The organism is Nitrospira sp., assembly GCA_016715825.1.
GTDB lineage: Bacteria > Nitrospirota > Nitrospiria > Nitrospirales > Nitrospiraceae > Nitrospira_D.
On the sequence record JADJXO010000013.1, the window covers coordinates 56979 to 81029 of the forward strand.

Annotated in this window: 34 protein-coding genes; 24 read left to right on the forward strand and 10 right to left on the reverse strand. The window is 56.4% G+C overall.

The features are described from left to right. The first annotated feature begins 11 nt into the window (after positions 1-11). The 18 genes from IPM58_17215 to IPM58_17300 all read left to right on the forward strand — a co-directional run bounded on the left by IPM58_17215 (position 12) and on the right by IPM58_17300 (position 13346). Complete coding sequence (locus IPM58_17215; GenBank protein MBK9308778.1) at positions 12-776, forward strand: tetratricopeptide repeat protein; 765 nt, start codon at positions 12-14, stop codon at positions 774-776. A 168-nt stretch (positions 777-944) separates the two neighbouring features. Continuing rightward, on the forward strand, positions 945-1547 hold the full coding sequence (locus tag IPM58_17220; protein ID MBK9308779.1) for an acyloxyacyl hydrolase: 603 nt from the start codon (positions 945-947) through the stop codon (positions 1545-1547). A 13-nt stretch (positions 1548-1560) separates the two neighbouring features. Next, complete coding sequence (locus tag IPM58_17225) at positions 1561-2310, forward strand: hypothetical protein (protein ID MBK9308780.1); 750 nt, start codon at positions 1561-1563, stop codon at positions 2308-2310. Between the two features lie 90 nt (positions 2311-2400). Beyond that, positions 2401-2718, forward strand: a complete 318-nt coding sequence (locus IPM58_17230) for a tetratricopeptide repeat protein (protein ID MBK9308781.1) — start codon at positions 2401-2403, stop codon at positions 2716-2718. 32 nt (positions 2719-2750) lie between these two features. Further along, on the forward strand, positions 2751-2951 hold the full coding sequence (locus IPM58_17235; GenBank protein MBK9308782.1) for a hypothetical protein: 201 nt from the start codon (positions 2751-2753) through the stop codon (positions 2949-2951). A gap of 52 nt (positions 2952-3003) precedes the next feature. Next, a complete protein-coding gene (locus tag IPM58_17240; GenBank protein ID MBK9308783.1) occupies positions 3004-4101 on the forward strand; it encodes a hypothetical protein in 1098 nt (365 codons plus the stop codon). A 3-nt stretch (positions 4102-4104) separates the two neighbouring features. Continuing rightward, a complete protein-coding gene (locus IPM58_17245) occupies positions 4105-4932 on the forward strand; it encodes a class I SAM-dependent methyltransferase (GenBank protein ID MBK9308784.1) in 828 nt (275 codons plus the stop codon). A 76-nt stretch (positions 4933-5008) separates the two neighbouring features. Then, positions 5009-5320 (forward strand): PqqD family protein, encoded by a 312-nt coding sequence (locus IPM58_17250; GenBank protein MBK9308785.1) that lies wholly within the window; start codon positions 5009-5011, stop codon positions 5318-5320. Next, positions 5304-6215 (forward strand): radical SAM protein, encoded by a 912-nt coding sequence (locus tag IPM58_17255; protein ID MBK9308786.1) that lies wholly within the window; start codon positions 5304-5306, stop codon positions 6213-6215. Before IPM58_17250 ends, IPM58_17255 begins: the two co-directional genes overlap by 17 nt. Beyond that, positions 6208-7323, forward strand: a complete 1116-nt coding sequence (locus IPM58_17260) for a radical SAM protein (protein ID MBK9308787.1) — start codon at positions 6208-6210, stop codon at positions 7321-7323. The genes IPM58_17255 and IPM58_17260 overlap by 8 nt, the downstream gene beginning before the upstream one ends. 36 nt (positions 7324-7359) lie before the next feature. Continuing rightward, a complete protein-coding gene (locus tag IPM58_17265) occupies positions 7360-7605 on the forward strand; it encodes a hypothetical protein (protein ID MBK9308788.1) in 246 nt (81 codons plus the stop codon). A gap of 7 nt (positions 7606-7612) precedes the next feature. Further along, positions 7613-8518: a hypothetical protein gene (locus IPM58_17270; protein ID MBK9308789.1), complete on the forward strand. Its 906-nt coding sequence runs from the start codon at positions 7613-7615 to the stop codon at positions 8516-8518. Continuing rightward, the gene (locus IPM58_17275) at positions 8515-9573 is read left to right on the forward strand and encodes a radical SAM protein (GenBank protein ID MBK9308790.1); all 1059 of its coding nucleotides are present in this window, start codon (positions 8515-8517) and stop codon (positions 9571-9573) included. Before IPM58_17270 ends, IPM58_17275 begins: the two co-directional genes overlap by 4 nt. Then, on the forward strand, positions 9542-10504 hold the full coding sequence (locus tag IPM58_17280) for a nucleotidyltransferase family protein (protein MBK9308791.1): 963 nt from the start codon (positions 9542-9544) through the stop codon (positions 10502-10504). Before IPM58_17275 ends, IPM58_17280 begins: the two co-directional genes overlap by 32 nt. Positions 10505-10596: 92 nt before the next feature. Beyond that, positions 10597-11340, forward strand: coding sequence for a S24/S26 family peptidase (locus tag IPM58_17285; protein ID MBK9308792.1), 744 nt, complete (start codon positions 10597-10599; stop codon positions 11338-11340). A 127-nt stretch (positions 11341-11467) separates the two neighbouring features. Beyond that, complete coding sequence (locus tag IPM58_17290; GenBank protein MBK9308793.1) at positions 11468-12058, forward strand: sigma-70 family RNA polymerase sigma factor; 591 nt, start codon at positions 11468-11470, stop codon at positions 12056-12058. After that, on the forward strand, positions 12055-12708 hold the full coding sequence (locus IPM58_17295) for a hypothetical protein (protein MBK9308794.1): 654 nt from the start codon (positions 12055-12057) through the stop codon (positions 12706-12708). The genes IPM58_17290 and IPM58_17295 overlap by 4 nt, the downstream gene beginning before the upstream one ends. 167 nt (positions 12709-12875) lie before the next feature. Continuing rightward, positions 12876-13346, forward strand: coding sequence for a nucleoside deaminase (locus IPM58_17300; protein ID MBK9308795.1), 471 nt, complete (start codon positions 12876-12878; stop codon positions 13344-13346). 43 nt (positions 13347-13389) lie between these two features. Here IPM58_17300 and IPM58_17305 read toward each other — a convergent pair whose 3' ends face one another. Further along, positions 13390-14040 carry a transposase gene (locus IPM58_17305; GenBank protein MBK9308796.1) on the reverse strand — a complete coding sequence of 217 codons (651 nt, stop codon included), beginning with the start codon at positions 14038-14040 and terminating at the stop codon, positions 13390-13392. 88 nt (positions 14041-14128) lie between these two features. Between IPM58_17305 and IPM58_17310 the strand changes: the two genes are divergently transcribed. The 3 genes from IPM58_17310 to IPM58_17320 are packed head-to-tail and all read left to right on the forward strand — an operon-like array spanning position 14129 to position 15487. Further along, a complete protein-coding gene (locus IPM58_17310) occupies positions 14129-14509 on the forward strand; it encodes a hypothetical protein (protein MBK9308797.1) in 381 nt (126 codons plus the stop codon). 21 nt (positions 14510-14530) lie between these two features. After that, entirely contained in the window at positions 14531-15250 is a 720-nt protein-coding gene (locus tag IPM58_17315) for a hypothetical protein (GenBank protein ID MBK9308798.1), read from the forward strand. A gap of 60 nt (positions 15251-15310) precedes the next feature. Then, positions 15311-15487 carry an RHS repeat protein gene (locus IPM58_17320; GenBank protein ID MBK9308799.1) on the forward strand — a complete coding sequence of 59 codons (177 nt, stop codon included), beginning with the start codon at positions 15311-15313 and terminating at the stop codon, positions 15485-15487. Positions 15488-15492: 5 nt separating this feature from the next. Here the strand turns inward: IPM58_17320 and IPM58_17325 are convergent, their stop codons facing one another. The 3 genes from IPM58_17325 to IPM58_17335 form a co-directional block, all read right to left on the reverse strand. Continuing rightward, the gene (locus IPM58_17325) at positions 15493-16830 is read right to left on the reverse strand and encodes an IS110 family transposase (GenBank protein MBK9308800.1); all 1338 of its coding nucleotides are present in this window, start codon (positions 16828-16830) and stop codon (positions 15493-15495) included. Between the two features lie 403 nt (positions 16831-17233). Beyond that, entirely contained in the window at positions 17234-17383 is a 150-nt protein-coding gene (locus IPM58_17330) for a hypothetical protein (protein ID MBK9308801.1), read from the reverse strand. Positions 17384-17484: 101 nt separating this feature from the next. Further along, positions 17485-17625, reverse strand: a complete 141-nt coding sequence (locus IPM58_17335) for a hypothetical protein (GenBank protein ID MBK9308802.1) — start codon at positions 17623-17625, stop codon at positions 17485-17487. On the opposite strand from IPM58_17335, the gene IPM58_17340 reads away from it, so the two are divergent. Continuing rightward, a complete protein-coding gene (locus tag IPM58_17340; protein MBK9308803.1) occupies positions 17615-18277 on the forward strand; it encodes an IPT/TIG domain-containing protein in 663 nt (220 codons plus the stop codon). The two genes, IPM58_17335 and IPM58_17340, sit on opposite strands and share 11 nt — an antisense overlap. A gap of 254 nt (positions 18278-18531) precedes the next feature. Here IPM58_17340 and IPM58_17345 read toward each other — a convergent pair whose 3' ends face one another. Both IPM58_17345 and IPM58_17350 read right to left on the reverse strand, forming a co-directional pair. Continuing rightward, positions 18532-19461, reverse strand: coding sequence for a ParB/RepB/Spo0J family partition protein (locus IPM58_17345; GenBank protein ID MBK9308804.1), 930 nt, complete (start codon positions 19459-19461; stop codon positions 18532-18534). Then, on the reverse strand, positions 19458-20240 hold the full coding sequence (locus IPM58_17350; GenBank protein ID MBK9308805.1) for a ParA family protein: 783 nt from the start codon (positions 20238-20240) through the stop codon (positions 19458-19460). Before IPM58_17350 ends, IPM58_17345 begins: the two co-directional genes overlap by 4 nt. A gap of 501 nt (positions 20241-20741) precedes the next feature. Between IPM58_17350 and IPM58_17355 the strand changes: the two genes are divergently transcribed. Further along, on the forward strand, positions 20742-21512 hold the full coding sequence (locus IPM58_17355) for a hypothetical protein (protein MBK9308806.1): 771 nt from the start codon (positions 20742-20744) through the stop codon (positions 21510-21512). 58 nt (positions 21513-21570) lie between these two features. Beyond that, positions 21571-21801: a hypothetical protein gene (locus IPM58_17360; protein ID MBK9308807.1), complete on the forward strand. Its 231-nt coding sequence runs from the start codon at positions 21571-21573 to the stop codon at positions 21799-21801. A gap of 44 nt (positions 21802-21845) precedes the next feature. Here IPM58_17360 and IPM58_17365 read toward each other — a convergent pair whose 3' ends face one another. The 4 genes from IPM58_17365 to IPM58_17380 all read right to left on the reverse strand — a co-directional run bounded on the left by IPM58_17365 (position 21846) and on the right by IPM58_17380 (position 24050). Continuing rightward, the gene (locus tag IPM58_17365) at positions 21846-22310 is read right to left on the reverse strand and encodes a nuclear transport factor 2 family protein (protein ID MBK9308808.1); all 465 of its coding nucleotides are present in this window, start codon (positions 22308-22310) and stop codon (positions 21846-21848) included. Positions 22311-22345: 35 nt separating this feature from the next. Beyond that, positions 22346-22684 (reverse strand): hypothetical protein, encoded by a 339-nt coding sequence (locus IPM58_17370; GenBank protein MBK9308809.1) that lies wholly within the window; start codon positions 22682-22684, stop codon positions 22346-22348. 19 nt (positions 22685-22703) lie between these two features. Then, positions 22704-23315 carry a c-type cytochrome gene (locus IPM58_17375; protein ID MBK9308810.1) on the reverse strand — a complete coding sequence of 204 codons (612 nt, stop codon included), beginning with the start codon at positions 23313-23315 and terminating at the stop codon, positions 22704-22706. Positions 23316-23867: 552 nt separating this feature from the next. After that, complete coding sequence (locus IPM58_17380; GenBank protein MBK9308811.1) at positions 23868-24050, reverse strand: hypothetical protein; 183 nt, start codon at positions 24048-24050, stop codon at positions 23868-23870. Position 24051: the final 1 nt, after the last annotated feature.

Consider the following 24051-nt stretch of genomic DNA (forward strand, 5'->3'; position numbering starts at 1 on the left):
CAACAAATCCCATGTCGGACGACGATAAACATCGGGCCAGGATTTTTCTTCATCGCGGAGACCTCGTTCAGGCCCGCGCTGCCTGGGAAGCGGCGGTGGCCGATGATCGAACAGTCGTCAATCAGCATGCGCTTTCGGCTTCCCTTGGAAACCTCGGCAATACCTACGCGCTCATGAATGAGTTTTCCCGTGCGGAAGACTGCTATCGAGAAGTGCTCCAGATCCAACGGACTGAGCACAACCTCACGGCCGTAGCCCACACCCTGGTCAACCTCGGCAATCTTCATATCGCGTCCGATCATCCCGAAAAAGCGCATCCCTACTATCTTGAAGCCATGGATCTTTTGCGCCAGCTCCAAGACAACCGAGGACTCGGGATTCTTTACAATAACCTCGCACTTCAAGAGGCCCGAGACGGCCAATGGGACCAGGCTGTGGCATCATTTAAACAGGCCCTCGATCATCATCGCACGGTGGGCAACGAAGAAGGACTGGCCGTCACATATAGCCAACTCGGCAAGTGCTATCTCGATCAAGAAGATCTCCTCAGAGCCGAGCGTTGCCTCAACAACGCCTCTGAACACTACATCAAGCTCGGCAACGAACCGGCTGAAGCCGCAGTCCTCCGCCTCCTCACAACAATCTACGAGACACGTCAGGATTACACTTCTGCGCTACGATGTCTCGAGCGTGTGGTTGCGCTCGATCAGCGCTATGCGTTGCCTGAGTTGCAGGCTGATTCAGACCATCTCTCACACCTCAAGTCCAGCAAATAGCCTGGCCTTCAATTGCCCCCGATCCTTCTCCCACAGGCATTTCCTAGAATCTCCGCGAACTCCTGGACAGAATTTCGTCCTCTGCTACGCTTTGAAGCATCGCGTCTGGACAGCTCTTGATCAAGTTTCACCCGACATGAGCCGACAAGGTAGTGACGTGGAGACAGCATGGACTATTGCGTTCGCATCTTCGCTGCCATAGCGCTCGGCACCGTTCTGACAGTATCCAGCGTCCAGGCCGGGGATGTCGTCCCGACCATTACGGTCGGGACACAAGAGGTTGGCATCACGGCCGGCTATATGTTCTCGCACCGGCTCACAGAACTGCATAAGACCAAACAGCACGGACCGGCCGTCATGCCGTCGTGGATGATGACGATCACCGATCCCATCGGCGACAGCTGGTATCGTGGACAAGTCTCGCTCGGAGCGGAGATGGTGTACTTAGAGTTTCGAGAGCCGCTGGTGACGCATGGCATCGGATTCACACCGAGGATCAAATATACGTTCGTCGCTTTGGGGCGTCTTCGACCCTATATGGAATTCGCCGGTGGGCCGTTCTGGACGGATCTTGGCGGGCGCATTCGTGAACAAGCCAATGAGTTCAACTTCGTGCTCCTCGGGGGAGTCGGCGTATCATGGTTTCTGACCCCGCAACTTGCCGTCAACGCCGGCTACCGCTTCCATCATATCTCCAACGCCGGGACGGCATTCCCGAATCTTGGGCTGAATGCAAGCCTGCCATTTGGTGGCTTCTCATTTTATTTCTGAGGAGACAACAATCATGACGAGATACACCTTTCGCTGGGCGATCATAGGCTTCATGGGAGTCGTCTTGGGTCTGTCGATCGGATGCGCTCGATCAATCGAGGTGGCGCCCGCCTCTATGGAATCACAAGCCGCTATCACCCACTCCCTCCCCAGCAACGAGCGGGTTCCCTTGGTCATGAATTCGTTTCACCTCTCGCGAAACGGAGCACCGCAAGATCCCTCGACCGAAGCAGAGCGTCGCATTCTCAACAGAATGCAGGATACCAGTCTCTTTTCGACACTGATTCCACTCGGCGGACAGTCTGATTCGCTCGGCGAGAAAACCGTCTCTGCGCGCATCACGATGAACGAAGCCATCGAGCCGCACCCCTGGATGGCCGCGTTCAAAGGCATCATCATCGGCGGCTCCATGTTTCTCCTTTCACCTTTCATCGATCTTGAATATGATTATGCAGCCACTGTCGGTCTTGAGCTTGCGCGGTGGGACGGCCAGGTCACACGGTATGAAGCCAACTCTTCCGGTACAGTCCGGTATAATTTGTTCGGCGCCACCCCGGTTATGATCGATGAGCTGAAGGGACATGTCATCGAGGCCTGTCTCACTGACTTAACCAGCCAACTCGTTCGGGACACCACGCAATACATGGCCAGCAGCGCCCCAGCCCCACAGTCCGGCATCCGCACAGTAACCGTGAAATCGCGGAGGCCATCGACCACACAGCCTACTCTGTCCATTGTTCCCACGACCACGCCAAGACCCTAGACAATCTTACACCCCCGATCCGACTCTCCCATCTGGCCGATCCCGCTGCTCCAATGCTATAGTACCGTTCAAACATCGGAGTCATGCATCATGAACATTGACGCTTTTCGCCAGATGGTTGCCAAAAATCCGAAAGGTTTCCTGGGGCGCTATGGGCTTGGCAACAAGATCCTTCAAGAGAATGGGAGTGTGGAAGAGGCCATTGAGCATCTGACGGTCGCCACGCAACTGGATCCGACCCATGCGGCTTCTCATCTGGCCCTGGGACGGGCATTGGTCCAACTAGGACGAAACGCCGATGCCAAACCGGTTCTGACCGCCGGGATCGATGCCGTCCTTTCGGGACGATCCAATGGAGGGAAGGATCTCGTGCCGGACATGCAGGAGCTGTTGCGCTCCCTTGGGTGAAGAATTCACTATGGAGAGTAAGGAGTGACCACGTGAACCTCGACGATGCCAGAAAACGTATTGAATCAGCCGTCACGCAATATGGGCAACATGCGGCTCCAGCCATTGACCTCGTCATGGCCGAAGTTCGTTCTGATATGGGGGCCGGCGCCTTCAACGAACTGGTGGATGAGTTTGATCTTGAGTTGATGTATAACATCGCCCCCATGGAATCAGACCACTCCACTAGTTGAGTAGATTTTCTCTGCACCCGTTGTCATTCGTGGCCTCCACACACTTCTCACTATGCCGTTGATCTGGGCTGCCGTCTCAGGACATGGATTCGGCCACGCCGCACAAGTCGTACCGGTACTCAATGCATTAGGCCGTCTCGTTCCGAATCTTCGCGTTCTCCTTCGGACCACTGTCCCTGCCTCATTCTTCACGGATCGTCTCACGATGCCCTGGGAAATGAGTGCTGCGCAGCAGGACATCGGTTGCATTCAAAACGGCCCCATGACGATCGACGTGGAAGCGACCTGGCACGAACATGAGCGATTCCACAAGACCTGGAACGGTCGCCTTCAAACTGAGGTTGACGCCATGCGGGCCGCCGCTCCGGATCTTGTCTTGGCCGATACTCCGTACTTGGCTCTGGCAGCGGGAAAGACCGCCGGCATTGCCACCGTCGCACTCGTCAGTCTGACGTGGGACCTGGTCCTATCCGAGTACGAGCCTCCTCCATCGATCGACGGACGGGCACTCATCCAGTCGATCCGACAAGCCTATCGTGAGGCTGATCTCGCACTACGAATTACGCCGGCTCCTACCATGACGGTCTTCAACAAGTTGATCGACATTGGCCCGATCGCCGAGCCGGCTCCTTCAGCGCGTGAACAACTCACCGAGCTGCTGAAGCTGAGGCCCGGAGAACGCGCGGTCCTCATCGGATTCGGAGGAATTCCCCTTGATGCGCTCCCATTTGAAACAGTGGAATCACTTCCCGGCTACCGCTTCCTCTTCGACGGCTCCATCCCATCGACAAGCAGGCGATTCGTCTCTACCAAGTCCTTGCCGTTTTCGTTTAAAACCTTGCTGGCCTCCGTCGATATCGTCATGACCAAACCGGGCTACGGGACATTGGTGGAAGCGGTGGCACTGCAGACACCTCTGGTCTATGTGCGACGGTACAACTTTGCCGATGAACAACCGCTGGTGGATTATCTGCGCCAGTATGGACGAGGAGTAGAACTGTCGATGCCCAATTTCGAATCAGGCCAATGGGATCTGACACTTATCAAGGCCATCGAGATGCCTGCGCTTCAGACCGATCCACCTCCGCCCACTGGGGCAACAGAAGCCGCAGGCCGTATCGCACCATACTTTCTGGATGGTAGGAAATAAGATGTGCGTATCCTAATTCTCTGCATCAGAATCTTTGACGGCATCAGTACCCGCATCATCACATTTCTGTTTCGTATTCAGCAGCTGCTGACCGGTGTGCTCCCGGCCGTCGCGTCCCCCGACGAGCTCACTCGTTATCTTCAGGCCCACTATGGGCACACCTATCACAATGCGCCGGCTCAATACCCAGAGTACTCCCCTATCTGGGCACTCGAACCATGGGAAGAAGACGTATTGGCCCACCATATGGGCAGGCCTGGCATGGTCTTAGTTCTAGGGACCGGTGTGGGACGCGAATCCATCGCCATTGCGCAACAAGGCTATCGTGTGGTGGGCCTCGAACTGCATTTCGAGGCCTTGCACTGGGCCATCCAGCGAGCAACTGCGCGGAGTGCGTCTGTCTGGTTTGTTCAGGCCAGTTTCTTGGCTATACCGGTGAGAGCCGGCAGTGTCGACTACGTCCTGTTGCCAAGTGTCATGTACAGCGCGATCCCTGGAAAACGTCAACGACAAACCTGGCTACAAAACATACGCACTTCCCTCAAGCCACAGGGACGGGCCATTTTGAACTTCATGGTTGATCGGGAGCCCGAAACGACGACCTACCGAGCGACGCTCGCGCTGGCCAGACAGATCATGAAGCTGCCCGGAGCCAACAAGAGTTACCAGCCGGGTGATACCTGCCATCAAAGTCATTTCCTTCATATCTTCAGAACCGAAGAAGAGCTCCGTTCGGAAGCGACCGAGACCGGCGCCACCATTCATGCACTCAACTGGGCCAATGGTTTCGTCATTTTGAGTTGGCCCACGTCTATCGATCCCCAATCCTGATCCCGTTCCGGGGTGCGACCACGAGCACGAAGAAAACCCCTGGAAGGTAGGCGATATATTTGGTATCCTCCCGACGATGTCGTCTTCTCCGGTCTACACGAAGCACTCCGATTTCGTCCAGCGAGAGGTCGCAGGCGAATGTATCCTCGTTCCAATCCGCCGGAAGCTGGCAGAGGCCAACAGCATCTACGTCCTGAACGAGACCGGTGCCGCCTTCTGGAATTCCATCGATGGGATACGCTCAACGCTGTCCATTGAACAGGAAATCGGTGACATCTACGATGTCGCTATGGAACAGCTGCATCACGACTTCGAGACCTTATTGGCAGATCTGCGCATGATCGGGGCTATTCAGGAGGTACCCACCCACGATGGTTCAGCGACGTAAGCTGGATCACCTGCCTGATCGCTTCCCCCTCGCCTGTCAATGGGAAGTCACCTGTCGTTGTAATCTGCATTGCATCATGTGCTACACGGACTGCTTCAATGAACCGGAGCGGATCCGACAAGAGCTGTCGACCGTCGAGGTGCTTCGCATTATGGAGGAACTCGCCGAAGCCGGCTGCCTGGAACTTTGCCTGACCGGCGGTGAACCGCTCGCACGTCCCGACTTTTTCCAGATCTATGAACGAGCGATCACACGAGGATTTCTGGTGACGCTGTTTACCAATGGGACCTTGATCACCGAGTCGATCGCCGACCGCTTGGCGGCGCTCCCTCCTCACCGAGTCGAAATCAGCTTACACGGGATAACGGAAACCACCTTCGAACAAGTCACGTTGGGGCGAGGATCGTTCCAGCGGTGTCGGCAAGCAATCGGCTGGTTGACCGAGCGGCGAATTCCTCTGACGCTCAAGTCGACAGCCTTGACGTTGAACCAACACGAGATTCTCCCCATCAAGCGCTATGTCGACACCATCGAATCCGTAGGCTACAAACTTGGTGAAGAGATTCGACCGGCACTTGATGGGTCCGGTGCTCCCTTTCAGTTTGCGCTTGCACCGGAGGCTCTCGACGAACTCCATCGTCAGGATACGCAGCTCTTACGCGAGGCCTGCCAAAAACAAGTCCCGGACACACGCCCCTGCCGCAGCGGGGTGCGACGATTTCACATCGACGCGTACGGCGTTCTCCAACTATGCTCAGGAAACCGTGCTCAGGGCTATGATCTGCGGAAGGGATCGTTCCAGGAAGGATTTTACGGCCACCTACCTTCCTTCGGCTGTCGATGGAAACACGAAGCCACGACCGATCTCCTCCGCCCCGAGGTCACGCATGTCTGATGCACGTAAGCTCCCCGCTATGGCCTACGGCGAATTCAGCCGACGGATACATACTCACGCCACAGACGCCCATCACGTCACGAACGCGCAGCTCGAATTGACATACCGATGCAACCTCCATTGCCGCCACTGCTATACCGATCCCTACAACAACAAGGACTGGATCGCTCAAGAGCTGTCCCTCTCCGAAATCACTCGACTGATCGATGACATGGCTCAACTCGGAATTCTCTGGTTGAACTTGACGGGAGGTGAGGTGTTTCAGCACCCTCGGTTTTGGGACATCTATGACCACGCCTATCACCGCGGGTTCCTGCTCCAACTCTATACCAACGGTACCCTGTTTACCGAGGCGATGGTGGCACGACTTCAGAATCGGCCTCCGTTTACGATCGACATTTCCTGCCATTCCATCGACGAATCCTCCTTCGATTGGTTCACGCAAGTACCTGGCTCCTTTCGAGCGTTTCGGCGCGGGCTGGAACTCCTTCGAACAGCCGATCTCCCCTTTACCCTAAAGACGAAAGGAATGAATTGGAACCGACAGGAGTTACCGGCGATCAAAGATTTTGTCGAGTCTTTCGGGCAACCGTTCAGTCTCACCACAGCGCTGTCACCCCGGCTCGACGGGGATCTGTCTTCCTTGTCGCACCGATTGACTCCCTCCGATGTAGCCATGGTGCAGGTGGAATTGATGGGAGGGGAGCCCTCCGAAGAGGAATGCCGGGTAGCCACGGAACTATTACAACGGCCCCCGGATCGACTCTACCGCTGCGGCTGCGGCACGAACACGATTCATATTAATGCGCGAGGAGAACTCGGCACCTGCACCATGCAGTATGAACGACGCTATTCGCTGCGGACCTATTCCCTTCGCGACGCGATCGAACGGCTCTTTACGGATATTGCATCCTTACGCTATCACCAGGACGTTCCCTGCAAAACCTGCGAGCTTCAGTCTTTCTGCGACAAGAAGCCGACAGAGGCACGTTGGGAATGCGGAAATCCCGAGTCACCGGTTCCTTACAATTGCGACGTCGCCTTAGCCCGTGCAGAAATGGCAACACAACAGACGCTGCTTCACCCCCTTGGTGTCTCTCGTGGTTGAACATCTAGCTGCTCTTTCTTCAGGAGGAATCTCGATATGAACGGCAAGAAACCCTATACGCCACCACAGCTCTACGAAGTCGTGCTGGACCAAGAGCAAGCTATTTTGGCCACCTGTAGCCTAGCCACCATGTCCATATCGGCCGCAGCAATGACGGGCTGCCGCCCTCCAACCGGATGTAGCAACTTCCCTGGTGCAACTCCGGCCGGCTGCAAGCGTTCACGTCTGCCGGTCATGTTCATGGGAAGGACATGCCACGACTCCGGTCCTCGGGCGTCGTAGGAGCACCATGGATCTGACTGTTCAGATTGGCGGCTACACGGTGCATGTTCACGAACCGGACAATCATCCCTGCCTCACTTGGCCGCTTCGCCCATTCGATAGATTTCTTACCCCTTCGATTCCGTCCCCGGATATGCAGGTCGACGTGACGGTGGTCTCTCCGCTCCCCGATCTTCCGGCAGGAGAGCTTCAATTCGATTCGTCGCACGGCTGTTGGACGCTCTTTGAATCGAAGACTGGACTGCTGTTCGAATCCCTTGACCCTAAAATTCTCCAACCACGGGTGCGGGCCTGTATTTCAGACGACTACCGTTCAGTGCAAGCATGGATTCTCCCCAATCTCTCGGATGGGCAGGTCGGATGGAGCCCTATGCAGCTCTTTAACCCACTCATCGAAGTCTGTTTATTGTCGCGCCTCGCTCGTGAAGGAGGATTTCTCTTGCATGCATCGGGCCTCTCATTGTGCGGGCAGGGCTATGTGTTCACCGGCCCGTCAGGGGCCGGCAAATCAACCATTGCGGAACTGTTCGCCGACCGAGGCGCCACGGTCCTGAGCGATGAGCGAGTTATTGTACGGATGCGGGACGACGGTTTTGTCCTGTTTGGCACGCCGTGGGTTGGGTCAGGGCAGTACGCCACGAACGCATCGGCGCCGATGACGGCGCTCTATTGTATTCAGCATGGGCAGGAGCGACACCGGATCGAGCCACTGACACCGTCCACGGTGGTGACCCGAATGCTCCAACAAGCGTTCCTTCCCCACTGGGATCGCTCCGGTGTAGAGACCACGCTGGATGTACTGACCTCGTTGACCACGGCCATGCCCTGCCGAAGCCTGGCCTTTCTGAACCAGCTCGACATCGTCGACTTCTTGCTCAGTTGCTCATCGGAGCTTCACACGGCCACCACATGAAACAGCTCGACGCCGACACATTCTTGGCCGAGTTATCCTGGAAGGCGCAACAACGACGCCATCCGGACAGCGTGACCTTTGAACTCACCTACGGCTGCAATTTGCGCTGCGTTCATTGCTTCAACCCGACCCATCGCGCCCTGTCGCATGAACTCACCACCCGAGAGATCCGAACAATCCTTGATCAATTGGCTGAACTCGGCATACTCACCGTAACGTTTACCGGTGGCGAGCTTGGCACTCGTCCGGACTTTCAGGAGATTTTCGGCCACACCCGACAGCTAGGGCTGGTGATTCAAATACTCACCAATGCCACACGGGTGACGTCCGAGTTCGTGCGCTTACTCCATGACGTCGGCACCGAACAGGCCTGCGTATCGATATACGGCGCGACGGCCGCCACGTATGAACGGATGACGGCCGTTGTGGGATCGTATGCCGCGTTTCGTCGTGGGCTCGCTCTTCTAGCCTCAAGCGCTGTCCCAATCGTCGTGCGCATGCCGGTCACCTCCCTCAACTACGAGGAGATTCACCTGTGCCGATCCATCGCCGAAGAATTGAGATGCAAATTTCAGTATACGTTTGATCTGACGCCGACCGTAACCGGAGACCTCACGCCACTCCAATACCGGCTTTCCGCCGAAACAAAGATCCGGCTTGATCAAGCCATGCTCCCTCAGTGGGGATCAGCGCCTGTCGAAGAATCCTGCCTGGCTGCCGACGGATTCATCGAATGCGCCTGTGGCCACACTCGGTTTGCCATTACACCCTACGGCGAGATGAATCTGTGCACAGCCTTTCCAATCCCTCAGTACGATCTGAAAACCGGTACGGTCAAGGAAGGATGGGAATACCTCAAACGAACCGTCGACGAGGCTCACCCGAATGATCGGTACGAATGTCCGACCTGTGATGTCAGATCCTACTGCCGGCAGGGACGGAACGATGCGTGGCTGGAAACCGGCGATATGAGCGTCTGCCTGCCCCACTATCAGGAATGGGCGAAACTGGAGCAGCGTACCCATGCCCTCCTCGACCCTCGACGACCTGCTTGAGGCCTATACTCAGGTCAGCATCAGAAATCGGGCGATCCTGGAAGAATTCACGCTGATCGCTCAACGGTTTCATCAACAAGAAATCGCCTTCATCGTCCTGAAAGGCGCGGATGTTCTTTCACGTCTCTACGGAGTCCGAGGGGCTCGCCCCCTCTCAGATGTCGACCTACTGGTCCACGAATCTGATTTGCCCGCCATCGACCGAGCACTTCGTCATCTCGGCTTCACCCAACAGATCGATGGTAATCCAGCCTATGCGTCAGCGGACGGAGCGCTTTCCCTCGATCTGATCACAACCCTGTGGTACCTCGATCAGCAAGAACTCGATTCAGTCTGGAGGCGTGCGCAGGTGAGATCCCTCGACGCCACGACTATTTCCTGCCTCGATACTGCCGATCTGCTGATCTATCTGACTGCGTACAGCGTCATCCATCGGGGGCATCTGTCCGCCTCCTTCGTGCATGACATGAAACTGCTCATCGAGAAGGAGAGGCCTGATTGGCCGGTGATCGTGGCACGAACCAGGCAGGCCACACTGCATGTATCTCTCTTTCATGGGCTGTCGCATGTCGTAAAAATCTTCCCCGCACTCCCCATTCCTGATAGCGTTCTGACGATGCTGGGTCCCACAAAGAGACAGGAGCGGATACTGGCCTGGCTGCTTCGGAGGCTGGTGACGACGGAGCCACTGCCTGAGGTCGGTCACCTTCTGTTATTTCTTACACAACCCCACAGCAATAAGATGGCTTGGCTCAAGCGTCGGCTATTCCCTTCAGCAACTTTCCTCTCCTACCGGTATGGTCCGGCAGGACAAATCCTACCCTGGAAGACGAGGCTCTCGCACTTCTATCACCTAACAACCGCTGCGCTTGATCTGATTCGACGGGTGCTTCATCGGCTCACCACCACACCAACCCGCGGTTCACGATGATCTCTCGCCTCCTCAGCCCATCACCAACCTCCACCCGTTTCTCAGCAGAGCGGTTACCTGAAGCCGTACACAGACTTGTCCTGCGGGAAGTGATGGCACCGATCATACAATCGGAAAGTATGGCTCCGACGATTCAAACGGGCGACGGCCTTGAACTTGAAGATGCGACCGACCTGCAGATCGGCGATGTTGTCGTGTACCGCCATGACCGGCTATTTATTTGCCACCGCATCCATGGCATCGAAGGCCATCGGCTTTTTCTGCGAGGAGACGCCGTTACCGGCGCTGACGAAGAGATCGACGTTCAGCAGGTCGTCGGACGGGTTGATTGTGTCGTCCGCAATGGGAAGCGTCTGGATGTTCGCCGGTCTCGTTTCTCACCCATGGGAAACCAGAATGATTCTGTATGGAGTGTGGCATGGACATGGAGTTCACAACGGGCAAGAGCTCCCATCTTGTTGTCCATCAATCGGATCGCTGGAGTTCCTGGCATCAATGGCCTGTTCCGTTTCATCCTACGCAGGCTGATGACCATCACCATTATGGAGCGAGTGGCGCTGCAGTCCCTCGACGGATATGTGGCAGGAGCCCGCGTTCATCTCGATCAACTTAGACACCACTTGTTGCATCCCATTGGCAGCGACACCCTACTTGTGATTCATATCGGTCCAGCCTATATTGGAATCTGTACGTTGGATCCCTGGCGTATGCAGATCCGCCCATTCCTGCACCCATTCACCACTGCGCTTGTCGTGGAAACGATTGCATCGTGCCATCCGGTCCAGCTCTCACCTCACTCGATCCGACGCGCAACAACGGCCGCTGAAAATCAATAACAATTCTTTTTTCGTACTCGTACGAACACGCCTTCTTTTTCGCGATTTCTTCGTGGCGCGCATTGAGGGTGCTATAGTTGTGACCTGTCATTGAACAACCGGGTCGATCGTCACCACTACCATTGCCATGGACTCAACTCTTTCGCACGCCGCATCTGCTATCGATCCGAAAATCGCCGCTCGAGCCGGCAAAGGCGATCACCTCGCCTTCAGCCGGCTCTACGACCAATCGAGCACCGTGCTCTTTAGCCTGGCTGTGCGAATCCTGGGGAACGGAGAAGATGCGGCAGAAGTCTTCCAAAGCGTGTACCTCGATGTATGGAGAAAAACCGTTCGGTATGACGTCGGACGAGGAACACCGATCGCCTGGCTGTTGACCCTGACGCGTAGTCGAGCCATCGAGCGATTGCGGACATCTCCATCCCGTGTTCGTCGTCAGGTCGGCTCCACTGATGAGGCACAGAGTGAGATAACGACCGGGCAGTTCGAATCGCCAGCCGATCAGGCGCTACGAACCGTGATCAGCACAACCTTGGCGGACCTGCCGCTGGCGCAACGGCACGCCATTGAATTGTCGTACTACGAAGGCCTCACGCCGGTAGAGATTGCCACGAGACTCGGTCAGCCACTAGACGCCGTCTCGGCCCGTATTAGACTGGGTATGTCGAAGCTACGCGAGTCATTACACACATACTGGGAACAGGACAAGTCGGCATGACGCATGAAGATCTAGAGGAAACTGTTCCGCTCTATGCGATCGGCGCATTAGAAAAAGCTGAACGGCAAGCCCTGGAAGCTCATCTGTTGTCTGGATGTATGCCTTGCCGTACCGCGCTCAAGGAGGTTCAAACGGTCACAATCTCTCTCCCATTTGCGCTGAACCTCGTCCCGCCTCCCCGCGCGTTGAAGACCAAGATCATGGGAGCACGCACTCAGGCGCCTCCGACCGAGACGGCTACTCACCCATCCGCCACACCCAGCCTGGAACCTGGCGAATGGATGAAACACCTCTTTCCTCCCACCTCCACCGCCACGACCTCGTTCGGCTTGGCGCTGGGGCTGGTTTTTGCTGGAATTCTTGGTCTGCTGATGTTTCAGGGTTGGAATTCACCCCCGCGCGTGACCGAAGATACAAGGACATTGACGGAACTGCAGATTCAGGTGGATACGGCCAATGCCCAGGTCACCACGCTCCAACAACAACTCGGCGAGCGAGAAGAATTACTGACGCAGACTCGGGAAGAGCTTCAGCGCCGAACGGAAGAGTTGGCAGAGGTCAAAGACCAGCTGATTCAACGTGAAGCGGAAGTGGATGATTTAAAGGCTCAGCTGGCTCAACCCAGTGGGCGTTCATCCCAGCTGCCATAAGCTCGTAGCCAGCTTGGCTTCCAACGACATCTTTCCCGACAACTCATGCGCCTTGGCCATGGCTCCTCCTGTCCCTGCCTCCAGCTCCTGTGCTAGCATACGGTGTGATCGTTACAGACTCCACACCATCTGATTCACTGCCACAGAACAACCAGGATGCTCCTTATATGGAGCTGGCCCTCCAACAGGCTAGGCTCGCTCCGCTGCTAGGAGAAGTCCCGATCGGCGCGGTACTGGTGCACCAGAACGAAGTGATCGCCGCTGCTCACAATTACCGGGAGCTATCACAAGACCCAACCGCCCATGCGGAGATGATCGTCATCCGCAAGGCTGCGGAGCAATTAAGGACATGGCGTCTCACCGACACGACTCTCTATGTAACGCTGGAGCCTTGTCCTATGTGCGCCGGAGCGATCATACAAGCTCGCATCACTCGGCTCGTGTTCGGCGCTTGGGATCCCAAAGCCGGGGCATGCGGATCGATCCTGAATATTCCGGCTGAACGTCGATTCAACCATCGCGTACAGGTAGCCGGAGGGTTATTCGAACAGGAGAGCCGAGCCCTCTTGCAGGAGTTTTTTCGCGCCAAAAGAAATAACGCGTCGGAGAAGCAGCGTCCACCAAATCCGATCACCTAAGATCACACACAATCGCAAAAATGGCACGTAAAAAGGGGACAGGCTACTTTTGTTGATGATGGCGTGGCCGACCGCGCGATCGCAGCGTGGACTCAAGCCCCATTGACGCCGCTATCCTGGCGATCCAATCAGCCGTGCCAAATGGTCGTTGACGGTTGACGCAGGTACGGAGCAGGTCCAGCTCGTCATGGTGCAGAGGATGCCCCAGCCACTGTGGGAGGTCGGCACGTTCTGAATCCGGCAATGGGGCTAGGAGTTTCGGATACCGGAGACTGGACCACAGCCACTCCCCTGCTTGCTCGACCAGTTTGGCCCGTACCGGATTGTTGAGCACATAGCGCAGCACCGTCAACAGATGCCCATCCTGCTGAATGGGAAAACTCTTGAAGCGGCCTTGCCACACATGCCCAAGACTCTTGTAATGCCGATGATAGCGGCGGACGTGACTGGTCATCCACCACTGCATAAAGGAACTGAGACCATCAACGGTCGTGGGTGCCACAACCACATGAAAATGATTCGGCATGAGGCAAAAGCCAAATAGGTCGATGGAGTGTCTCGCCTTAGCGGTGCCGAGCAGCTCAATGAAGGCGGCATAATCGGCATCCTTATGAAATACGGTGGCGCCCCCGTTTCCCCGGTTCAAGATGTGATAGGCATAGCCGATACTGTAGCCGCGAGGAATGCGAGGCATGGTCGCAACATGGTATGGCAAACGGGATGCGGGAGGCAATTAAAAGTAGCCTGTCCCCTTTTCTTCTCCCAGCAAGGAGATTGCTAGCTTGAGTTTCTTTAGCATTAAAAAGCGAGACGTAATTATTATTGTGGTTTTGATCACTGCGCTTTTCTCAGGATTACGCTTCTTTACCATCCAAAGCAACGCATACCAGAAAGCTGAGCAGTTTGCGAAGTCTAACTCGGACGTTCTCGAACTTGTTGGGCCGGTTTCGGAAGTGAACTGGAAGTTTTGGAGCGGATTTGATGTTAACTATGCAGGAAGTGGTGGTGAAGCTAGTTTTGTGTTTGAGCTGAAAGGCAGAAAAAGTGACGCAGTGTTGGATGTACGGATGAAACGCAAGGCTAACTCATGGAATGTTACTGAAGCATATGTCACCACGGATGCGCAGAAAGTTGTGTCAATCAAAGGAGAACAAACGGAGTGATTCTGTGTTCAAGAAGAGGAAATGGGGACAGCAACCGTCTTTGATGTCAAGAGTCGAGTTCAAAAGAAAGTAGGGACAGCTGAGTTGTCGATGACGGTCATGGATGAAAGAGAAATGGTGGGTGTGGTGGGAAGGTCGCATACGACCGAGCAGAGTGTGACCACGGATGCCAGCGGCAATTTTGTGTTCACCAATCCGCCCACGGGATCGCAAGTTCTGCTCATCGATGGGCCTTCGGCGCTCTATCCCGCCGACATGCCGGTGCAGATGACGATTCAGCCCGGCGTGGCGAACGTGGTGCCCTATCAGGTGTATCTCCACGAAGTGAGTCAGAACTATTTCCCGATTACGCCCGGCGCGCAGACCGTCATTTCGCCACCGGAGATTCCGGATTTGACCATGATCATCCCGGCCGGGACGACCATCATGGGGTGGGACGGCCAGCCCAATACAAAAGTCTCGATTACCCCGGTCCCGGTGGATCGCATCCCCGTGACCCCACCGCCGGCCCATCATCATGTCACGCAAACCTACATGTTCAACTTCGGTAAGCCGGGCGGGGGCTATCCCAGCCGACCGATTCCCGTCCTCGCCCCGAACGACCTGGGCGGCCTGCCGGGCGAGCGGGCCGAGTTCTGGTACTTCGACGAGTCGCCGACGCCCGATCCGAATGCCAATCAATGGAAGAAGTATGGCGAGCGGAATGAAAAGGGGACAGGCTACTTTTCCGTGAGAGTTTGAGTGCAATGTGGCCATAGCGGGATGTGCGAGTGAGTGGTGAGTGGCGATGAAAGATTGGTGATGAAGCCGATGATACTATCCAAACTTCTGACGGCTGTGGTCTGTGTGCTGATGCTCGGTGCTGTTGTGCCGACGCAGGCCGTTGCCGACCAGGCGCAATACATCTACGACGACGCGGGCCGCCTACGCGCCGTCATCGATCCCGCGAGTGATACCGCCATCTACGCCTACCTCTGACAATGTCAACCTGGTTGAACGCGTTGTCTGTCACGAGTCTCCGGTTCAGAGTCGGACGCACGGCGGGCGCGTCGTGGGTGACGGTGCGCGACATCGAGACTGGTGACAAACTGATGGACGGCTGGGTCGATCGCCAGGACACGTGCTTCCGCCATCGGAATCGGGCTGAGCACTGGCAGCCCTTCCTGCCGATAGACCGTCGCGAGCGCCGGGATGCCCCGAGATCGCTGCCCGGTGCCATAGGCTGGGGCGCGGGGAGTACCCGGGGCTGGGCCACTGCGGCGCCGTTCGCCCGTGGCGCGCCGCCGGAGGCGGGCGAGTTTTTCTTGGGTCGCGCGCGGGAGCGCATAGCGATAGGGGGCCCCGGTGCGGAGCACGTGCCAGGCGAGCGTGACGAGCTTACGGGCGGCCGCCACGATCGCAATACTCCGATTCTTGCGGCGCTGAAGTTTGCGGACAAAGGCCCCAAGGGGGCCGGGATGTCGGTCAAGATGTTGGGCCGCTTGGACCAGGAGCCACCGGACATGGCTAGCCCCCTGTTTCGTGATGTGGCCGGTATAACAGTGGTGCGCCGACTGCCGCACGGACGGAACCAGGCCCAGATAAGCGGCCAACTGTGCCGGAGTGGGAAAGCGGCTCACCTCCCCGATCGCCGCCAGCAGCGCGGTGGCGACCGCGACATCGATTCCGGGCAGCGTGAGCAAGAGCCGGACGCGAGGATCTTCTCCTGCCGCTTCGACTTGGGTCTGCTCCAGCGCGGTGAGTTCCTGGTCGACGGCGGCGAGCAGGCGACAATCGGCGTCCACCGCGGCGCGCTCGGCAGCGGGGAGCTCCACCGCCGCCAACCAGGCCACGCCGGCGCGGGAAAAGAGATCGGTGACGGGACAGGGCAGCAACAGCTGATGGAGCACACTGTGCAGGCGATTCTTCAGGCGCGTCCGTTCGGCCACCAGCACCGTGCGACGGGTGGTCAGTCGGCGGGCGGCCAACGTGGCCGGATCCGGAATCCACACCGGGGGCAGATAGGCACAGCGCAGCAACTGGGCCAAGACTTCGGCATCGACCCGATCCGTCTTGATCTTGGCCGTAGCGATCGCCCGCGTGCGAAGGGGGTTACTCACCACCAGCCGCGCTGGGGTCTGTTGCAGGATCGCGATGACCGCCCAGGTATTGGTGGTCGCTTCGACCGCGACGGCATCCTCGGCGGTGAGCTGGCTGGCCCAAGCCGTGAGGGTGGTGCGGGTCAACGGAAAGCGCTGGCGGCGACAAACGGTCCCGTGGGCATCCACCGTACACCCCACCACGACCGTCTTATGAATATCCAACCCAATAAACTGTGGCATCGGTCCTCCTTCCGGTATGAGCGCAGGCGACAGCATAGGGGTCCACTCGGCAACTACCTCTCCGGCCTCGCAGGCCACTCGGGTGGGCCGCAGGGGCGGTCAGATACGATCGCGAGCTCGCAGCTCATAGGCATACACGACCGGCCCCACGCGACGTGGTCCCCGCGCTCGCGTCGCCACCTCGCGTGCCCCAAACCCGATCCTACGTCTGTACGCGCGACCACGGTGCGTGGCAAGTGGGTGACTCCGTCGTCCTGTTGTCATACCCGATATGACGCTGTCTGGAATCTGCTCTCCATCACCCGCAACACGGGTGGCGTAGGCGCTCCGACCATCACGGCCTTCACGCCGAAAACCGGCAACGCGGGAACATCCGTCAACGTCTCACTGACTGGCACGAATCTCACTGGCGCCTCGCTCGCCACGAGTAATCCTGGCATCCTCGTCCGCAATGTGTGGCCACACCGACTTCACTCACCGCGATGTTCCAGATTTCGTATAGTGCTGCGTCCGGTGCTGCAGCCGCCACCGTGACGACGACCGGTTCGGCCACGACTTTGTTCTCCGTCAATGCCTCGGCACCGGTCCTCTCGACCCGGTCACCCGCATGGTGACGATGACCGGCAATGGCTTCAGCACGACCGCAGGCTTAAATCAAATCCGCTTCAACAGCGTGACTGCCACGACCTTATCAGCCACGGCCACCACGCTGACGACCCAAGTACCGAGTTGAGCCACGACTGGCCCAGTGACCGTGACAGTGGGTGGGTTGGTCTCGAATGGCGTGAATTTCACCGCGGCCGCTGCTGGTCCACCACCCACATTGACTTCAGTCTCACCGAATGTCGGCTCCGTCCAGGGAGGCCAACAATCGATCTTGACCGGCATGAACTTCGTGTCCGGGACCACGGTGAAGATCGGGAACAAATCAGCCAGCGTGCTGACACTGGTCTCCGCGACGACCATGATCGTCCAGGTGCCGGCCTCGGTACCAGGTCCGACCGATGCGGCAGTGACAAATCCCAACGGCGATGTGGTCATTCAGAACGGCTATATCTATCTCTCCGGCGTGCCGCTCGATGGCCCCTTCACCGGCTCATTTACGACCGGCAGCGGGAGCGATACAGTCTCGCTGACGGTGATGATCACCCCAGTCAACGGCGCGAACAACCTGCCGTTCAATACCTCGATCGTCCTGACCTTCTCCGATCCGATCAATCCGAACACGGTCAATGCAGCGACTGGGATCAGCGCGAGGGCCACGATCACGGCGACCTTCAGTGAATCGGTGAATCCGAACACAATCACGCCCACGACGTTCCAAGTCACTAGCGGCGGGGCCCCGATCGCCGGAGCCTATGCCTTCTCGATCAGACGATTTGTTGGACATGTCCAACACATCTGGGTACCGGGACAGGCACCGGCTGCGCCTGAGCCAGTCCCCTAGTCGCAAGTTGTTGCGACATATCCAACAGAGCATCGTCACGCTATGTAATTTGACCACCATCTACCTGGCAGGTTGTTGGACATGTCCAACAACCTGCCAAACTGAACTGTGCTACGACTAGGACAGGATAGAATGGAAGAATCTTGATCGTGGGAGATTCGAGAATGTTGGAGCTGGAGATCGCCTACTGTGTGGCCATGAAATAAGGCTGCCCCCTCCCCATCTGTGTCTGGAGAGGGGGTCACGACGGGAGATTACTGAAAAATGATCTGCTCGATCTGGCACTCCCGTGCCGGCACTTCTTCCTGTTTGCCATCTGCAAATTGCACGATCACATGATTAGACCGTTGTGGTGCATGCCGTAAATCAATCGTTCCGGATCGTTGCTGAAAGATGACGATCAACGACGGCATCGCCGTGACCGGTTTTGACTTTCTCTCCTGGTTTCCACTCTCACCTTGCGCATCGATGACATTCTCTTTTTGTAGACCCTTGAGCTCCGACGCTAAAGCCGACACGGTGGCTCTGGTGATGTCCTGCGCCTTGCCGCTCCACTGCTCAACTTCTTTGGGAAAGTCTTTGTGCAGGTTCCGTAAGTCGTAGAGGGTCTTGGCTGAGACACATTTCCCCGTCGCATAAATCTCTTCCATGCAGGCCGGCATATCGATCAATGCCAAATGGTTCGTGACCATGGATCGATTCACTCCAAGAATTTCTGCAATCTTGGCTTGTTTTTCCCCTTCGTCCATCTTCTTCTTGATAAATATCGCCAGCTCACGCGGCTTCAGATCTTCCCGTTGCAAGTTCTCGATGACCTGCTGATAATCGGTATGCGATCGATCGATGAAAGCAGGAATCGTGGTCTTGCCGACGGCCTTTGAAGCTCTGAGCCGGCGCGCCCCAAAATTCAAAATCCAGCGCTTCTGCTCGGTGGGATGGGGCCGGATCGAGATGGGCGTTTTCACGCCGTGGACTCTGACGCTCTGCTCTAATTCGTCCATGCTCGCCGCATCGAATTCTTGGCGAGGCTGAGCTGGATCCTCTTCAATGTCCTTGACTGGAATTTGAAGCGGCCGCCCTAAGACCTCAGCCGTCACCGTCCGTTCTTTGGCAACCGGATCTGGGGCTGGTGCGGTCCGATCAAGCGCGGTGAGATCCAACGTCGCGATCAGTGGTTTTTTCATTCCATCACCCCCATCGTATGAGCGACCTTTTGAAAGATCGGTTTGAGATGTAACCAGGCCTCGCGTGAGCTGGTTTTTTGTAGGGTCCAGATCGGCGCTCCCATGGCCTGGGCTTCAGCCATGGCCGTTCGCGACGGAATGGCGGCCATCCGCCCATCCTCGAGTCGAATGAACAACGAGGCAAAGGCCGTGCAGAGTTGATCGAAATTGGCTCGCTGAAACGGAGTCGGCTCCACCAGATTCGGCAGGAGCCCGATGAATCGAAGATCCTTGTTCAACGTACTTTGGATCTTCAAGACCTGCGCCCGCAGCGCGGCGATGCCGTCGACGGCTTCTTGATTCAGTTGAATCGGCGACAGCACGAAGTCCCCCACCACGAGTGAGGCGAGCACCCGGATATCCGGGTTGGGATTCGTATCGATGATGGCCACATCAAATCGGTCGTCCATCTCGTTAAGGAAGTGTTGGAGATTGTTCGCAAACTGGTTGTGATCTTCTTCCCGCCGCTCAAGTTTGAGCAGATCAGCATGGGACGGAATCACCACAAAGGTCCCGCCTTCAATGGTGGTGACCGGCTCGGTCAACAATTGATCTGCGGTGACGGCCGAGATGGTGGCCAGCTTTGAGGTGCCGATGTTTTTCGATGTGTTGCCCTGATGGTCCAAGTCGATGATCAAGACCCGTTTCTTGAGCATCTCCACGAGAAAGTACCCCAGTTGGCACGCGATCGCCGTTTTCCCGACGCCACCCTTCTGATTTGCCAACACTAACGTCTTCATCAACACCTCTCCTTCTTCACGAGCCCGTGAGTCCGCCTTTCTGCTGCTGAGATACTAAAATGTGGATACCGAACTTTGAGTAGAATGGAGTGTCTCATCGAGTAGGTTTTGGAAAGTTGTGACATCCTGCGTGTTTGAATGGAGCAGTATCCTAGGTGATGACAATTGTCAATCGTCTTGCTCCGAAGGTCCTGAAAATTTTCCCACTCGAGCCGTTCCGAACCTGGTTGTACCATCCTTCAGCGGTTGGGGACCTCGCTTGATGGATGGTGGCCATTGACATCTGCTCCGACACGGTATAATCAGCCTCCTGAGTTTCTACGAAATCACGGAGGTGTCAGGGATGAACCGTTGGAGGCTGAGCTAACCGTGAGATGGTTCGGACCATCTGTCCTCGTGGTCACAAGTTTCCTTCTTCTCAACTGTTCACTCGTGGAGTCGCCTAGAGAAGGACTCCCTTCAGGCTCCGCTCCCCCTGCCGAATCGGTACGTGCGGCGGTTGTGAGCACGGGCAATTACCTGGAAACGTGCCGAGAAAAAGGCGTCCCAATTCCACCCGATTGGACCATCTCCTCCTCAGAATGGAAAGGCCATGGCAACCTGCACACAATATTATTAACGCCGAACTCGCTCGATCAGACTCCGGTGGATGACACTTCGTTCGCGCGTGTCTGGTCCTATGCGTCACCGGATGTGCGAGGGGCCTGCATTGCCTTGGGAAGAAGTAGCGGGACGTTTCAGGTCATCTGTCAGAGTGCCATGACGGGACACGCCTGTTTTTTGAGCAACGACCCGAGCTCGCCGAGTACGAGGTGGAATCCTGAGACGGCTGAGGTTCCCATCGCTTCCCTCCGAGATCCGGTTCAGGGCTTTGCTCCTGACACCGTGGCCTGCACCGAATGCCATCGTGGCAATAACGCGTTTCTCTATGCACCCGACGATCCCACTTGGGCGACGGTACTGCGACCGGAACAACCCCGTCCGACTTTTACGACCAGAGTCGAGCAATCGTCTCATCAAGGACAACTCACGTTCGGATCCACTACCATGACCTATCCGCGCTTTATCCCCATCGGAGGGACCTCCATGGTGCTCACGAATCCGCGACCACCAGGTCCCGCATGTTCGGGCTCCTGCCATGAGTTGCACGGTACGATCTTGCGAAAGAACCATACGACAGAAGGCTACGTGAAGGCTCCGCGGCCTATGGGCCCTCAGTGCGCGGCCAATTCACCAGATGATGATCCGACGAGGAATTGCTATCAGCGGTAACTTATTGTTATCTAAGCATGAATTGATCTTTCGTTTGAAGCGCATGTAGAGTGAATCCATGCCGTCTTCCAGATCCAGCGCTCCTAAGAATTGGCGTCTGAACGCCATCATTGCGCGGTCGGTCGGTATTGTGGCTATCGCGCTCGGGTTCGTACTCGGCATGTACGGGCTGGATCATCCCGATTCCCATTGGCTCCGAACCGCCTTGGGGTTACTGGTGACCGGTATGGTGGCTCAAGGGTATGCGCTCTACTGTTCCATCAAGGTGATGCGGGAGCGGAACTCCTGACGTCTGATTCACCTGACTTTATTTTTCCTGTCGGCTGAATATCGTCACGAGATTGCGTTAGCGGAGGAAATGGCCAATTGATGGCGGTGGGTATCGACGCCGTGCTTGAATCGTGACACGAGCCCCTGCGCATTGAATCGCCACACGTGGATCTCGTCTGTTTCAACGACCTGTGCTCCCGTCGCACGAACCGTAAACTCCACATCGAGCAACACCACGACAACCTGTCCACCGTCGAGAAAGGTGTGCGGAAGGAAGCGCTTCATATCGATGGCGGCCAAACTTTGAAAAAACGCCGCGACGTTTTGGCGTCCCGTTCTTGGCTGCAGCCAGGGAACAGAGGTTGAGGAGTTCGAATACTCCCATTCCACATCCTCGGACAGCTTGGATAGGATCGCCTCGATTCGGCCCTCTCCAAATGAGGCGTATATCTCCTTGACCGTATCAAGCGGAGTCACCGCTTTCGCTCCCATGACATCTTCCACTTCGACATGATCAGAACGACGCATTCACGAATCCAGAAGCCGACAACCCATCGTGAGCCTCATTCCTTCACTGGCTTCTCGGATTTTGCAGCGGAGGAGAATTGGACTTCCGTGGCTGTGAACTTGCCGTCTTTCTCCGTTACATCGACCGCAACTCGATCGCCCACCTTCGGGATGTTCTCTTCACCCTCCTTTCCTCTATTTTTATATTTTGTCTCAGCGACGGTGCCGATTGAGACTGTTTGTCCTTCTTTTGTCAGCACCTGAATCTCAGCCGTGTCGAAGGCCGTAATCGTACCAAAGACATGCTTCGCTTTCCCATGCGCAGCGGCGATCCCAGGCACAAGTAAGGTCAGCAGCAGAACCAGTGTTCCTATTCCCTTTACGATGTTGGTCAACGTTCCACCTCGGTTAATGTTAATGATGGTGTGCGGAAGATGGCGGATCAGGCTCTTCTCCTTGCAGAAAACGATCGATCTGCTCCTGTTCTTCCAGCGCCATTGGACTCACGGGATTATACCTCTCCATCTCCTCAAGTTCCTGGCCGGCAATACGTGGGAGATGACGAATAAAGTGTACCAGTTTCCAACTATCGAGATCCGCTTCGGGACGATCCTTCCCCCACGCAGGCATGCCGGTAAATCGAATGCCGTTTTGGATCATGTAGAACAATTCTCCATCGGAAAAGGACTGCGTTTCAGGTTGAGTCAAATCAGGTGTTCTTGGATAAAAATTCTGACCGATCTGGGTCACGCCTCTTCCATCATTCCCATGACAGATTGCACAGTGGTCCGCGAAGTGAACCCGAGCTTCTGCGAGGACCTCATCCGAAGCGGGAACGGGGTTCGCCATCTGCCTCTGATCGTTAGGGATGGCCAGGTGTCTAAGCTGTCGCGCGATCATCACTTCCAGCTCCATCGGTTCTTCTTTCGCACTAAAATGTGATTGCAGGAGGAACCAGAGCAACACAACATTTCCGATCACGACGAGCATTGCCGTCGCGAACACCACCCAGACACCTTTGGTCATTATCGACGCTCCACCATTGCCTCTTCCTGCAAGAGTAAATCCCCTGATCTCTCTAAGTCTACCTCATGGCTGAGAGAAACCTAAGGAGTGAGATCTAGCTCCTACCTCCCGTGGCCTCAAACAAATGAAGACGAGGCAACTTTCACACGGGATGTCAGATGCTCTCTATCACCTACTGACCTCACCATAGGAAAGCACTCACGGTCTAGCACTGAACGGGTACGAGCCCTGGCACACAATAAGACACAGCACGAGGAGGCTCGCAGCCACAAGCCCCATCATGCACGTCTGCTCTATCGGTTAGACTAAACCTCGGTTGCGCACAACGTCAAGGAAGCGAATGAGGCCGTGTCAAAACTCCACATCGCGCCTCCTTTCCGTAGATACAATGTTCGTCAAACTCAGGAACGGAACGCTGAACTTGGAAGGAACCTTTCCGAGGGGATCAGAGTGGCAGGCGCTTCTTTCCTCTACCAAATTGGTCTGGGTACACGGTCCGACGTGAGGACAGAGACTTCACGACGCGACGACTGGAATGCGCTCTACGCTGATTCACAGGTCTTTTCCGGACCTCCGGGTCGGCCTGACCAGAAATTGGAGCAGCTCACCGTCCGTCGTTTTGGTCATTACCGTATGAGATCCTGACGAGGCTCGACGGCGCTGCCTCCACCCCTTGTACAAGAAGGCCGCGACCATCGTCGTCACCATCCCGCTGGCTACCCACCATGCGATCATG

Bases quoted from the DNA above. Each gene is read 5' to 3' on its own strand.
- IPM58_17215 (MBK9308778.1), top strand. From the start codon at position 12: ATGTCGGACGACGATAAACATCGGGCCAGGATTTTTCTTCATCGCGGA.
- IPM58_17220 (MBK9308779.1), top strand. From the start codon at position 945: ATGGACTATTGCGTTCGCATCTTCGCTGCCATAGCGCTCGGCACCGTT.
- IPM58_17225 (MBK9308780.1), top strand. From the start codon at position 1,561: ATGACGAGATACACCTTTCGCTGGGCGATCATAGGCTTCATGGGAGTC.
- IPM58_17230 (MBK9308781.1), top strand. From the start codon at position 2,401: ATGAACATTGACGCTTTTCGCCAGATGGTTGCCAAAAATCCGAAAGGT.
- IPM58_17240 (MBK9308783.1), top strand. From the start codon at position 3,004: ATGCCGTTGATCTGGGCTGCCGTCTCAGGACATGGATTCGGCCACGCC.
- IPM58_17250 (MBK9308785.1), top strand. From the start codon at position 5,009: ATGTCGTCTTCTCCGGTCTACACGAAGCACTCCGATTTCGTCCAGCGA.
- IPM58_17255 (MBK9308786.1), top strand. From the start codon at position 5,304: ATGGTTCAGCGACGTAAGCTGGATCACCTGCCTGATCGCTTCCCCCTC.
- IPM58_17260 (MBK9308787.1), top strand. From the start codon at position 6,208: ATGTCTGATGCACGTAAGCTCCCCGCTATGGCCTACGGCGAATTCAGC.
- IPM58_17265 (MBK9308788.1), top strand. From the start codon at position 7,360: ATGAACGGCAAGAAACCCTATACGCCACCACAGCTCTACGAAGTCGTG.
- IPM58_17270 (MBK9308789.1), top strand. From the start codon at position 7,613: ATGGATCTGACTGTTCAGATTGGCGGCTACACGGTGCATGTTCACGAA.
- IPM58_17275 (MBK9308790.1), top strand. From the start codon at position 8,515: ATGAAACAGCTCGACGCCGACACATTCTTGGCCGAGTTATCCTGGAAG.
- IPM58_17280 (MBK9308791.1), top strand. From the start codon at position 9,542: ATGCCCTCCTCGACCCTCGACGACCTGCTTGAGGCCTATACTCAGGTC.
- IPM58_17285 (MBK9308792.1), top strand. From the start codon at position 10,597: ATGGCACCGATCATACAATCGGAAAGTATGGCTCCGACGATTCAAACG.
- IPM58_17290 (MBK9308793.1), top strand. From the start codon at position 11,468: ATGGACTCAACTCTTTCGCACGCCGCATCTGCTATCGATCCGAAAATC.
- IPM58_17295 (MBK9308794.1), top strand. From the start codon at position 12,055: ATGACGCATGAAGATCTAGAGGAAACTGTTCCGCTCTATGCGATCGGC.
- IPM58_17300 (MBK9308795.1), top strand. From the start codon at position 12,876: ATGGAGCTGGCCCTCCAACAGGCTAGGCTCGCTCCGCTGCTAGGAGAA.
- IPM58_17305 (MBK9308796.1), bottom strand. From the start codon at position 14,040: ATGCCTCGCATTCCTCGCGGCTACAGTATCGGCTATGCCTATCACATC.
- IPM58_17315 (MBK9308798.1), top strand. From the start codon at position 14,531: ATGGGGACAGCAACCGTCTTTGATGTCAAGAGTCGAGTTCAAAAGAAA.
- IPM58_17320 (MBK9308799.1), top strand. From the start codon at position 15,311: ATGAAGCCGATGATACTATCCAAACTTCTGACGGCTGTGGTCTGTGTG.
- IPM58_17325 (MBK9308800.1), bottom strand. From the start codon at position 16,830: ATGCCACAGTTTATTGGGTTGGATATTCATAAGACGGTCGTGGTGGGG.
- IPM58_17345 (MBK9308804.1), bottom strand. From the start codon at position 19,461: ATGAAAAAACCACTGATCGCGACGTTGGATCTCACCGCGCTTGATCGG.
- IPM58_17350 (MBK9308805.1), bottom strand. From the start codon at position 20,240: ATGAAGACGTTAGTGTTGGCAAATCAGAAGGGTGGCGTCGGGAAAACG.
- IPM58_17360 (MBK9308807.1), top strand. From the start codon at position 21,571: ATGCCGTCTTCCAGATCCAGCGCTCCTAAGAATTGGCGTCTGAACGCC.
- IPM58_17365 (MBK9308808.1), bottom strand. From the start codon at position 22,310: ATGCGTCGTTCTGATCATGTCGAAGTGGAAGATGTCATGGGAGCGAAA.
- IPM58_17375 (MBK9308810.1), bottom strand. From the start codon at position 23,315: ATGACCAAAGGTGTCTGGGTGGTGTTCGCGACGGCAATGCTCGTCGTG.
- IPM58_17380 (MBK9308811.1), bottom strand. From the start codon at position 24,050: ATGATCGCATGGTGGGTAGCCAGCGGGATGGTGACGACGATGGTCGCG.